This is a genomic window from Cellulomonas denverensis (assembly GCF_012396125.1).
GTDB classification, from domain to species: domain Bacteria; phylum Actinomycetota; class Actinomycetes; order Actinomycetales; family Cellulomonadaceae; genus Cellulomonas; species Cellulomonas denverensis.
Genome location: NZ_JAAXOX010000019.1, coordinates 24,048 through 34,773, shown reverse-complemented (window position 1 = coordinate 34,773; position 10,726 = coordinate 24,048). Strand labels below are relative to the sequence as shown.

The window sequence follows — 10,726 nt, the reverse complement described above, 5'->3', positions numbered from 1 at the left end:
CCAGATGCGACCTGGACCACACCATCGAGTTCAACGGCCCACCCCCCACACCACCCGGGCAACCACCACCCCCGCCCGGCACCACCGCCGCGACCAACCTCGGGCCCCTGTGCCGCCACGACCACACGTTGAAGTCCGGGGCCGGGTTCGTGCTGCGCCAACCCGAACCCGGGGTCTTCGAATGGCTCACCCCCACCGGACACAGGTACCGGCTACGCCCGGGCGCTGACCAAGCACCCGCACACCTCTCGACCGACCCCCGATGGCTCACCGGGCGGGCCCTGACCCAGGCCGAACTCGACGACCCACCACCCTTCTGACCATCCACACACCTGCCTCGCCCGGCGACACCCCGACTCACCGCGGGGTGCCGCGCGAGCGCCACCGTGAAGTTCTTCGGAGTCCTCCCGGGTGACGTGTCCGACCCCCGAGCCCGCATCCACCGGCACCCGGCCTCGGACATCCTGCCCACACCCGGCGTCGGCGCCACCGCCGGGCCGCGCCGATCGAGCTGGACACCACCGACCCCAGCCCATATCGTTTCTCGATGTTATCGACCAACGATATGAACGGAGGCCGGGTCATGCGGCAGACGCAGTCCTGGTTGGCGCGAGCCGGGGACCAGTGGAGCGTGCTGGTCTTCGGCGCGATCGTCGTGGTGTGGAACCTGATCGTGCTGGTGCGCGGGCTGATCCCCCTGTTCAGCGAGCCGGAGGTCGACGTCACCGTGCTGCTGTCGGGCGCGGAGCTGCCGCTGCCGATCGGGCCGGGTGGCACGCCGGTCGCCGCTGGGGTGTCCTCGGCGCAAGTCGCGGTGTCCGACCTGGGACCGTTCATGATGATCTGGGCAGTCGGTGCGGTAGCGGTGGTGCCGCTGGCGACGATCGCGGTGGCGGTGCTGGTGCTGATCCTGAGCCGGAACATCCTGCGCGGGCAGTTCTTCTCCCGGACCAACACCTGGATCATCACGTCGATCTCGCTGGTCATCGCGGGCGCCTGGGTGCTGGACCTGGGGTGCACGCTGTTCACGTCGAACTGGGCACTGGTCCAGGTCGCGGGGCCCGAGGGCGCCGACGCGTTCTCCCCGCACTCGGTGATCGAGGACACGCCGACCGCCTGGCTGCCGATCTTCGCGGCGATCGCGATGGGGGCGCTGGCCGCGGCGTTCAGTGCCGGGGAGCGGATGCAGCGGGACACCGAAGGGCTGGTCTGATGCCGCCCCAGGACGATGTCGGCCGGGTGCACTGCCGGCTGGACGAGCTGCTGGCCGAGCGCGGGATGACACTGGCGCGGCTGGCGGAGCTGGTCGGAGTGACGGTGGTGAACCTGTCGGTGCTGAAGAACGACCGGGCGAAGGCGATCCGGTTCTCCACCCTGACCGCAATCTGCGATGTGCTGGGCTGCCAGGTCGGCGACCTGCTGGTGGTGGCCCCGCCCCCAGGCCGCCCGGCGCGCTAGTCAGGCCAGCAGCCGGGCGACCAGGTCCTGCCAGGCGGCGGCCCCCTCCCGGGCTGCGCGGCCGAGACCGGCGAGCTCCGGCACGGGCCCGGGCCGGTGCAGGGCCGGGTCGTAGGGCAGGTGCAGCACAGGCACGGCGTCCGGCCAGGCATCGGCACCGTTGCGGCCACCGCGCCAGCCCCGGCGGCCGACCAGCACCACCGCGGTGCGCCGGATCGCCTCGGGGTCGGCGGCGCTGACCCGGTCCACCACGGCCCGGGCGTCGGACAGCCCGACCGGCGACCACGGCGTGACCACCGCGAGCGCCGCACCGTCGGCGACCAGCGGGGCGACCGGCGCATCCGTGCGCAGTACCCCGGCGTCCCGCACCGCATGGTCGACCCGGATCCGGTCCGCACGATCGTCGCCGACCCGCAGCGCCAGGTCACGGTCGGCGGCGCCGATCAGCCACGGCGCACCCTCCGGGTGGTCGCGCACCGCCCGGAATGCGAGGGCGGCCAGCGTGGTGGTCCCGACTCCCCCACCGGTGCCGACCACGGTCAGCGCGCTCACCGGTCGCCCTCCGCTGCCGGCTCGGCGGCCGGTGTCAGGGCGGTCTGCACGATGAACGGCGGCTGCCCACGGCGGACCAGGCGGCCCCGGCCGGCCGGGAACCGCTCGGCGTGCACCCGGCCGATCAGCGGGCCCTCGGACCGCTCGCCGGACATGATCAGGCTGGACGCCCCGGTGTCCCGGACGATCTGCAACGACTGCTGGAACAGGGCCCGGCCGGCCCCGGCGACCGGTCGGGTGACCACCACGTGCAGCTTGAGGTCCCGGGCGCTGGGCAGGTACGGCAGCAGCGGCTCCAGCGGGTCGACTCCCCCGGCGGCGATCACGTCGTGGTCGTCGACCAGGAGCACGATCCGCGGTTCGCGGGCGCGGGTGTGCTCGTCCCGGGTGGGGCGCTTGTCGAGCTCGGCGGCGATCGAGGTCGCCAGGCCCCGGGCCTGCTGCGGGCTGCGGGCATGCGCCGCCAGGTAGTCCTCGCCGATCACGTCGGACACCTGGCCGCGGACGTCCATCACGGCGATGGTGACCTCGTCGGCGGTGAACCGGTCCTGCAGGCCGACCGCCAGGGTGCGCAGCAGGGTGGACTTGCCGCAGCGGGTGTCGCCGAGGACCAGCAGGTGCGGCTCGTCGGCGGTGAGTTCCCAGAGGGCGGCCTCCATGGTGTCCTGGCGCAGGCCGAGCGGCACCGCCTCCGGCTCGTCGAACCGGTCCGGCAGGTCGGCGGGGTCGACGACGGTGGGCAGCAGGCGGATCGGTGCGGCGGCCGGCCCGGACCAGGCGGCGGCGGTGCGGGCGGCCAGCTCGACCAGCTCCACCCCGATGGCGTCGTCGGCGACCGCGTCCAGCACCGGCAGGGCGACCTGGCCGAACCGCCGGTCGTCCAGCAGCGCGCGCCCGGGGGTCTCCGGGGTGATGGTGGCGGACAGCTTGCGGTCCACCGAGGAGTCCGCCGGGTCGTTCAGGCGCAGCTCGATCCGGGTGCCGATCAGCGACTGGTGCGCCATCCGGACATCGCTCCACCGGGTCAGGCCGAGCACCAGGTGGATCCCGAAGGACGCGGCGCGTTGCAGCACCGAGACGAACGGGTCCTCCAGTTCGGGGAAGTCGGTGCGCAGCTGGCCGTAGCCGTCGACCAGCAGCACCACCTCCGCGGCGGGCAGTTCGGGCAGGCGTCCGTCGGCGTGCCAGGCGCGCAGCTGGGCCACCGAGTCGATGCCCCGGTCGCGGAACACGTCCTCCCGCTGCCGCAGCATGCCGGTGAGCTCCTCGAGCAACCGGACCAGGCGTTCCCGGTGCGCCCGGGTGGCAACCCCGCCGACATGCGGGAAGCCCTCGATCCGGGCCAGCCCGCCGCCGGTCAGGTCCATGCCGTAGACGGCGACCTGCCGCGGGGTGGCGGTCAGCGCCAGCGAGCTCGCCAGGGTCCGCAGCACCGTGGTCCGGCCGGACTGGGGTGCGCCGATCACCGCGACGTGGCCGCCGGCCCGGGTGAGGTCCAGCCGCCACGGCTCCTGGGCCTGGCGTGCCGGGTCGTCGACCAGGCCGATCACCGCGGACAACCCGGCACCGTCCCGGTCGGCCTGATCGACCACGGCGCCCAGGCCCAACCGGTCGGGCAGCGGGGACAGCCACACCGGCCGCACCGCCCGCTCGGGAGTGCGCAGTCGCCGGACCACCTCGTCGACCAGGGACGGCCCGTCCTCGTCCGGAAGCACGGCGGCCACCCCCTGGCCCCGGCCGCGCAGCCCGTTGTACGGCGGCACCGCCAGCACCAGGTCGCCGGGATCGACGGAGGGTTCCTCGACCCGCCCGGCCGGCCCGGAGACGTAGCCGGCCCGGAACCGGGTGTAGACGCTGGTGTCGACCTTGAGGTAGCCGTACCCGGGCAGCGCGGGCAGGTGGTAGGCGTCCGCGGTGTTGAGCACGACCTGCGACTCGCTCTCCGAGAAGGTGCGCAGGCCCAGCCGGTAGGACAGGTAGGTGTCCAGGCCGCGCAGCTTGCCGCCCTCGACCCGCTGGCTGGACAGCAGCAGGTGCACGCCGATCGAGCGCCCGATCCGGCCGATCTGCAGGAACAGGTCGATGAATTCCGGCTCGGCGGTGAGCAGTTCGCCGAACTCGTCGATCACCAGGAACAGGTGCGGCAGCGGCGGCAGCTCCGGTCGCTCGGTGGCGCGCAGCCGGCGGTAGGCGGTGATCGACGGCAGCGACCCGGCGTCCTTGAGGATCCGCTGGCGGCGCAGCACCTCACCGGCGATCGACGACCGGGCCCGGGTGGTGAGCTGCGCGTCGTCGGCGAGGTTGTCGATCAGCCCGGCCAGGTGCGGCAGCGGGCCCAGCGGTGCGAAGGCCGCCCCGCCCTTGTAGTCGACCAGGATCATCGCCAGGTCCTCGGGCGGGTGGGTCAGCGCGAGGGACAGCAGCAGCGTGCGCAGCATCTCGGACTTGCCGGAGCCGGTGGCGCCGACGCAGATGCCGTGCGGGCCCATCCCGAGCTGGGCGGACTCCTTGAGGTCGAGTTCCACCGGGTTGCCGGCGTCGTCCCAGGCGAACGGGACCCGCAGGAAGTCCTCCGCCGCGCGGGGCGCCCACAGCGTGGCCGGGTCCAGGGCGGCGGGGCCGTCGATGCCGAGCAGGTCGTGCACCGCGGGCGTGCGGTCGTCGTCCTCGTCCGGGGCGAGCACCTGGGCGGTGCGCAGCGCGGCGAGCACCCGGGCGGTGGCGGTGAACAGGGCGCCGCCGACTAGGTCCGGGGTGAACGGCGTCTCAGTGGCGGCCGCGGTGCCGGGGGCGAGGGTGAGCGTCCCGCCGTCCTCGGTGAGCACGATCCGGACGTCCACGTCCTCCGGCTCGTCCAACTGGTCGTCCACCAGATGCAGCACCCCGATCCCGAGCGCCCGGGTGTCCGCGCCGGGCACCGCCAGCGTCCCGGCCCGCCCGCCGTGATCGTCGGCGATCACCAGCAGCCGGGCCGCCGGGCCGGGTGTGGCGCCGGTGCGGCGGGCGGCCCGGGCGTGTTGCAGCCGCTCCCCCAGCGTGCGGCCGAGCACCCGGCTCAGGGTGCCCAGATCGGGGGCGACCCGGCGGGCGGGCACCGGTCCGTCGAAGACGTCCGGGTCCTGGGTGTGCGGCAGCAGGTCGAGCCCGGCCCAGTCGCTGGCCCGGTCCTCGGCGTAGGCGGCGGCCAGGGAGAGGTCGTCCGGGCTGTGCGCGACCGCGAGCTGCAACAGCAGGGCGCGCACCAGCGGGACGGTGCGGCTGCGGTCGCCGACCACCGCGACCACCCCGGCGGAGCGCAGGTCGATCGGCACCGGCATCCCGTCCACCCGGGCGAACTGCTCGGTGACCAGGCCGACCTCGGCGGACATCAGCGGGTCGTGCGGCTGCACCGGCGACTCCGGCGGCGGCACCCGCAGGTCGAACCACGGCACCGGCCCGACGCCGATCCGGGCGGACAGGTAGTCGGCATCCCGGCGGCGGCGCTCCCAGACCCGGGCGGGATCGCGGGCCACCCCGGCCAGCGCGGGCGGGTCGGGATGCAGGGTGACCGCCCGGGCGCGGGCGGTGGCGGCCTCGGCGGTCAGGTCGCCGCGCAGCCGTTCCAGGTAGTCCAGGTACTGCTCACGACGGCTGCGGGCCTGGCGCGCGGCCCGGCCCCGGCTGGTCAGCGCGAAGCCGACGCCACCGATGATCGCGACCACGAACACCAGCGCGGCGACCACCAGGAACAGCGGCTGGCCGTTGCGCAGCACCACCATCATCACGACCGAGGACATCGCCCCGACCACCGGCAGCAGGAACTGCAGCGGGGTGCGGCCGCCGCGGTCGTCCTCCAGCGGCGGCGGGGCGGCGAGCACCTTCTCCCCCGGCGGGGTGAGCGGGACGGTGGACCGGGTCGGCCGGTGCACGACGGTGGCGGTCACCGGGTCACCCCTACCGGCGCGAGAGGTGCGGCGGCGTCGACCAGGGCGGCGGCCAGCCGGAGGGTGGCCAGGCTGGTCGCGGCGGACAGCCGGTCCGCGGGCAGGGGTCGCGGTGAACCGTGCGCCGGGTCGTGCGGGACCGGCACCACCGGGACCGCCGACCGGGCGGCGAGTTCGCGCAGCCAGCGCGGCCGGGCACCACGCAGGTCCACCGCGGCGATCACCGCGGGCAGTCCGGTGGCAGCGGCCAGGTCGACGGCATGCTGCAGCGACGCGCGCTCGGCCTCGGCGACCACGCACAGCACCGAGCTGGCCGAGACCGCCGGACCGGCCTGCGCACCGGTGCGGGCACCCCAGTCGGTCACCACCAGGTCGAAGAACCGCCCGGCCGGCCCCAGCGCCCGCCACCAGCGGTCCTCCGGCACCGGCCCGGCGTCGTCGGCCAGGTCCAGGCAGAACAGCCCGACCGGGGTGCGCACCAGACCGGCGGTCACCTCCTCACCGCTGCGGGCGGCACGCCGGGTGGCGTCCCGGTCCTGGGTGGTGCCGGCCGCGACCGTGCACCCGGCGTGCCAGAGCGCGGACCGGTTGCCGGCCGAGGCGTTCACCGCCAGCACCCGGTGCTCCCGGCGGGCGGCCAGGGTGGAGGCGAGCAGCCCGGCGACGGTGGAACAACCCGCCCCGGCGGCGACCCCGACCACCCCGACCCGGCTGCTCAGTGCCAGCGGCGCCCGCACCCGAGTGTCCAGCGCGGTGAACTCGGCGACCCGTTCCGGCAGCGCGGAGGCCAGCACCCGGGCGACCACCCCCATCAGAACGTCCCGACCAGGTCGCCGAACACGCCGAGCATCGCCAGCAACAGCGGCACCGTCGCCAGCACCGCCAGCAGCTCGACCACCGACGCGAGCCGGCGCAACCGGGCGGCCAGCGGTCCGGTCGCGCGCAGCCCGGAGATCACCGCGGCGACCAGCAGCACCACCCCGGCGCCGATCAGCACCGCCTCCGGCTCGCGGGTCAGCGCCCAGCCCACCGCGACCGCGACCCCGGCGGCGATCAGCGCCAGTCGTTGTGGGGCCAGCGGCAGCACGCGGGCCCGGAGCAGCACCAGCAGGCCGAGCACCCCGCCGAGCACGGTGGACCAGATCAGGTCCCCGCGCACCAGCAGCCACCCGGTGACTGCCACCACCCCGGCGGCGGCGACGGTGGCCCAGGTCAGCGCCCGGTAGGTCTCGTCGACGGCGTGCAGCACCCGGCGGCGACCGGGGCGGCGGCCCTCCACCGCCCGGTCGTCCAACCCGTTCAGCCCGGAGGCGGTCATCGCCAGCCCGGGCAGCACCCCGAGCAGCAGCACCGCCAGCACCCCGGCCGCGGCCAGCGCGCCCCGCTCGGTCGCCATCGGCTCCAGCACCGGGACCAGCCCGGCGAGCAGCACCGCCGTGGCGCCACCCAGCCCGGCGGACACCCGGCCGGCGCCCAGCCCCCCGACCAGCGCGGCGATCAGGCCGAGCATCCCCCAGGCGGCCAGCGCGGTCGGCAAGGGCAGATCGAGGGCCGGGGCGAGGGCGAGTGCACCACCGGCGGCGGCGGCCGCGAGCACCCAGGCGGGGCCGGTGCGGTGCAGCCGGGCCAGTGCGGTGGCGAGCAGGGTGGTCAGGGCGGCTGCGAGCGCCCCGGCCCCCGGATCCAGCGCCGCGCCCGCCAGCCAGCCGGCGACCGCGGCCACCCCGGCGGTCGCGGCCAGGCCCCACACCGGCCGCCAGCGGTCCGGCCGGGCGGCCAGCGCCTCGGCGACCACGTCGGTGACATCGGCGACCTCGGGCGGCGGCGGGGCCTGGTCGACCCGGACCACCCGCAGCAGAGTGCCCTGCGCCAGCTCCTGTTCGGCCAGGGTGCGGGTCAGGTCCACCTGCTGGCCGAGCAGCGTGGTCAGCGTGACCGGCCGGCCCGACCCGGACCGGTCCTCGGCGAGCAGGTCCAGCAGCGGCGGCAGCAGCGCGGCGACCGGCTCGTCGTCCGGCAGCACGACGTCGGCCTTGCGCGCGGCCCCCTGCACGGTCAGCCGGGTGTAGCCACCGCTCACTGGTCCTCCTCCACCACTCGCATCGACACCGGGTCGACGGTCACTCCGCTGGACGGGTCGGTCAGGTAGCCGGACGCCGGGTCGACGAACCAGCCGGTGCGCGGGTCGATCCACCGGCCGTCCGGGTTGCGCACGTAGCCGGTGTCCTCGTCCACCGGGAAGCCGGTCCGCGGGTCGATCAGCTCGCCGGTGCTCTGGTCGCGCAGGAAGCCGGTCTCCTCGTCCGCGGTGAGGGTGTCCGAGGTCGGCAGCGGGTTGGCGGCCATCGCGGCGGTGAGCGACTCCACGGCGGAGGTCTCCCGGCGGCTGTCCAGCTGGTCCTTGACGAAGGAGAAGCCCAGGCAGCCGACCCCGGCGACGGCGGCCAGCACCACCGAGCCGATGAACCGGCCCAGGTTGGTCGGCACCGCCCGGCGCTGGTCCAGGGCACCGAACATCAGCGCCGAGCTCACCCGCTCCCGGTGGGTCCGGGTGGACTCCAGCAGGATCTGGTCCCGGTCGATCACGCCATCACCCCCGTGGCCACCGCGGCCGGGTCGGCCAGCAGCAGCACCCGCTCGCCGATCGCGATCCGGGCGCCGAGCGGCACCAGCACCCCCTGGTGCGGGTCCAACGGCCGGAACGCCGCACCGGGCTCGGCCACCGCGGTGCCGTTCGCCGAGCCGAGGTCGGTCACCCGGACCCCGGCCTCCTCCGGCTCCAGCAGCACGTGGTTGCGGGACAGGGTGCGGCTGAGGTCGGTCACCCGCGCCACCGCGTGCACCGGGTCCTGCGGGGAGCGGCCCAGGATGGTGGACCCGGCGATGGCCAGCACGGTGCCGTCGTCGACCAACACTGCCACCGACGCGGCGCTCTCCGCCCGGCGCGGCGACCACGGGTCCAGGCCGCCGGGCAGCCGGGGCACCGCCAGCGGCACCAGGGCGAGCGGGTCGGCGCCGGCGCGCAGGTCGACGGTGGCCCAGTGCTGCATCCCGCGGCGGGGCGGCAGGGCGGTGCCGGTGTCGACGGTGCGCAGGCCGAGCAGCCGCTGGCCGAGGGTGCGGCCGGTGCGGGTGAGGTCGTCGACGTCCCAGGCGGCCACCGCGAGCACGGCCAGCACCCCGGCCGTCCAGTGCCAGAACCCCAGCGACGCGGCGACCAGGAGCAGGACACCGTCGACCGCCGCCCAGGCCCGGCGCCACCCGTGCGACGGCACGGTGCCGGACAGCAGGGCCTCGACCGGCACGGCGGAGCGGTCCCCGCCGGAGATCCGGGTGATCCCGGCACCGTCGGCCGGGACGGCGCGGAAGGCGTGCACCCCGGTGGTCATCGGACCGGACTCATCCGAGGTCGGTCCGGGGCCGGGGCAGGCCGGCCAGGTGCACGATCAGCGCCAGATGCTCCCAGAGGCCGCCCAGGTCGAGGTGCGACGGGTCGGGGCTGCCACCCAGCGCGAGCAGCGGGACATAGCCGAAGCACTGGTCGATGCCGGGGATGCCCAGGCGAGGGACGGCGGCGGTGTACGGCTCGCGCTCGAGCACCTGGTCCAGCATCTGCGGCTGCTGCAGGTCGGCGATCAGGCCCGCCGGGTCGGCGCTGAACGCCTCGATGGTGCCCCAGCGGAACCGGACCAGATGGAACACCGGATTGATCCAGAGCAGAAGATCACCCATTCCGGTGACGAACACCGGCACCGTGCCCTCCGGCATCCCGATCACGCCGTCCAGCTTGCGAAGTGCGTGGTCAGGGTCGAGCAGCCGGACGTAACCGTCCTCGCCGATCAGCCCCGAGCCGTGCTCCGTCCAGGCGGTGAGCACCGGCTCCGGCACCCGTCCGGCGTAGCGCGCCAGCGTGTCCGGGTCGAGCGGTGCCACCTGGCTGAACTGGGCGAATGTCGGCATGAGGTCTCCTCGCGAGGGTGGGTCCGGCCCGACGGTACCTGTCCCTCCGCGGGACGCGAGTGCAGGACTCCGCTGACCGGGTGTCGCCCTGGCCGTGACGCCAGATGTCGTTTACGGTCGTGCGCGGGTCGGACAAATCGCCCACACCCTATGAGGAGAGCCATGAAGTTCGCCATGGAAGCCGACGCGCTGCAGGTGCTCGGCCGCAAGACCTCGACGGAGTCGGACGACCTCGCCCAGTTGGTGCGGAACCTGGTGGATGCCGCCGAGCCGCTGGAGGGGACCTTCAACGGCACGGCCAAGGCCGCGTTCATCTCGTTCAAGGAGCGCACGGACGAGGTGGCCGCCACCCTGTCGCACGCCCTGGTCGGCATCACCCAGTCGATCTCCGGCCAGAACCTGGCCTTCGTGACCGCCGCGGACGAGGGTGCCGACACGCACCACTCGGCCGAGGGCGCCGCGGACTTCGCCGGGGCCGACACGTCCAAGTTCGCGCCGCGCTGAGGAGGGGCCATCCCATGTCGAGCAACCAGATCGACCGCAACGACTACGACATCGCCGCCTCCCAGTCGGCGCAGTCCAACTTCGAGCGGGCCGCCGCCGCCCTGGAGGCCGCGCTCGCCCGCCGCGACCAGGACGTGAAGGCCGCGATGGCGGTGTACTCCGCCGACGGGGTCTCGGACCGCTACGCCGGCGTCGAGGCACAGTGGAACGCGGCCGGCACCGAGGTCCGCGGGATCATCAGCGCCATCCGCAACTCACTGGCCGAGAACGACGAGATCGCCCGGCGTGGTCTGCAGCGCGCCGCTGCCGCCATCCCGGACTGATCGGCG

General features: G+C 75.0%; 11 protein-coding genes. 4 read left to right on the top strand and 7 right to left on the bottom strand.

The window, feature by feature from the left end; translation table 11 throughout:
• Nucleotides 1-583: 583 nt before the first annotated feature.
• Together HGA03_RS18365 and HGA03_RS18360 are read left to right on the top strand one after the other, a co-directional pair.
• The gene (locus tag HGA03_RS18365; protein ID WP_168631747.1) at nt 584-1,213 is read left to right on the top strand and encodes a hypothetical protein; all 630 of its coding nucleotides are present in this window, start codon (nt 584-586) and stop codon (nt 1,211-1,213) included.
• Nucleotides 1,213-1,458 (top strand): helix-turn-helix domain-containing protein, encoded by a 246-nt coding sequence (locus HGA03_RS18360; RefSeq protein ID WP_168631746.1) that lies wholly within the window; start codon nt 1,213-1,215, stop codon nt 1,456-1,458. Before HGA03_RS18365 ends, HGA03_RS18360 begins: the two co-directional genes overlap by 1 nt.
• Here the strand turns inward: HGA03_RS18360 and HGA03_RS18355 are convergent, their stop codons facing one another.
• Genes HGA03_RS18355 through HGA03_RS18325 form a run of 7 tightly spaced genes read right to left on the bottom strand, consistent with a single transcriptional unit; the run spans nt 1,459 to nt 9,893 of the window.
• Nucleotides 1,459-2,010: a hypothetical protein gene (locus HGA03_RS18355; RefSeq protein WP_168631745.1), complete on the bottom strand. Its 552-nt coding sequence runs from the start codon at nt 2,008-2,010 to the stop codon at nt 1,459-1,461.
• Nucleotides 2,007-5,933 carry a type VII secretion protein EccCa gene (gene eccCa / locus HGA03_RS18350; RefSeq protein WP_168631744.1) on the bottom strand — a complete coding sequence of 1,309 codons (3,927 nt, stop codon included), beginning with the start codon at nt 5,931-5,933 and terminating at the stop codon, nt 2,007-2,009. Before eccCa ends, HGA03_RS18355 begins: the two co-directional genes overlap by 4 nt.
• On the bottom strand, nt 5,930-6,745 hold the full coding sequence (locus tag HGA03_RS18345; protein ID WP_168631743.1) for a hypothetical protein: 816 nt from the start codon (nt 6,743-6,745) through the stop codon (nt 5,930-5,932). The genes eccCa and HGA03_RS18345 overlap by 4 nt, the downstream gene beginning before the upstream one ends.
• Nucleotides 6,745-8,013 carry an EsaB/YukD family protein gene (locus tag HGA03_RS18340; RefSeq protein WP_168631742.1) on the bottom strand — a complete coding sequence of 423 codons (1,269 nt, stop codon included), beginning with the start codon at nt 8,011-8,013 and terminating at the stop codon, nt 6,745-6,747. The genes HGA03_RS18345 and HGA03_RS18340 overlap by 1 nt, the downstream gene beginning before the upstream one ends.
• On the bottom strand, nt 8,010-8,519 hold the full coding sequence (locus tag HGA03_RS18335; RefSeq protein WP_168631741.1) for a hypothetical protein: 510 nt from the start codon (nt 8,517-8,519) through the stop codon (nt 8,010-8,012). The genes HGA03_RS18340 and HGA03_RS18335 overlap by 4 nt, the downstream gene beginning before the upstream one ends.
• Complete coding sequence (locus HGA03_RS18330) at nt 8,516-9,322, bottom strand: FHA domain-containing protein (protein ID WP_168631740.1); 807 nt, start codon at nt 9,320-9,322, stop codon at nt 8,516-8,518. Before HGA03_RS18330 ends, HGA03_RS18335 begins: the two co-directional genes overlap by 4 nt.
• A gap of 10 nt (nt 9,323-9,332) precedes the next feature.
• Complete coding sequence (locus HGA03_RS18325) at nt 9,333-9,893, bottom strand: T6SS immunity protein Tdi1 domain-containing protein (protein WP_168631739.1); 561 nt, start codon at nt 9,891-9,893, stop codon at nt 9,333-9,335.
• A gap of 162 nt (nt 9,894-10,055) precedes the next feature.
• Here HGA03_RS18325 and HGA03_RS18320 point away from each other — a divergent pair, with 162 nt between their 5' ends.
• Nucleotides 10,056-10,397 carry a hypothetical protein gene (locus HGA03_RS18320; protein ID WP_168631738.1) on the top strand — a complete coding sequence of 114 codons (342 nt, stop codon included), beginning with the start codon at nt 10,056-10,058 and terminating at the stop codon, nt 10,395-10,397.
• Nucleotides 10,398-10,411: 14 nt separating this feature from the next.
• Nucleotides 10,412-10,720, top strand: a complete 309-nt coding sequence (locus tag HGA03_RS18315) for a hypothetical protein (RefSeq protein WP_168631737.1) — start codon at nt 10,412-10,414, stop codon at nt 10,718-10,720.
• Nucleotides 10,721-10,726: the final 6 nt, after the last annotated feature.

Excerpts from the sequence above, each read along its gene's own strand:
- HGA03_RS18365 (WP_168631747.1), top strand. The coding sequence starts at position 584 with ATGCGGCAGACGCAGTCCTGGTTGGCGCGAGCCGGGGACCAGTGGAGC.
- HGA03_RS18360 (WP_168631746.1), top strand. The coding sequence starts at position 1,213 with ATGCCGCCCCAGGACGATGTCGGCCGGGTGCACTGCCGGCTGGACGAG.
- HGA03_RS18345 (WP_168631743.1), bottom strand. The coding sequence starts at position 6,745 with ATGGGGGTGGTCGCCCGGGTGCTGGCCTCCGCGCTGCCGGAACGGGTC.
- HGA03_RS18330 (WP_168631740.1), bottom strand. The coding sequence starts at position 9,322 with ATGACCACCGGGGTGCACGCCTTCCGCGCCGTCCCGGCCGACGGTGCC.
- HGA03_RS18325 (WP_168631739.1), bottom strand. The coding sequence starts at position 9,893 with ATGCCGACATTCGCCCAGTTCAGCCAGGTGGCACCGCTCGACCCGGAC.
- HGA03_RS18320 (WP_168631738.1), top strand. The coding sequence starts at position 10,056 with ATGAAGTTCGCCATGGAAGCCGACGCGCTGCAGGTGCTCGGCCGCAAG.
- HGA03_RS18315 (WP_168631737.1), top strand. The coding sequence starts at position 10,412 with ATGTCGAGCAACCAGATCGACCGCAACGACTACGACATCGCCGCCTCC.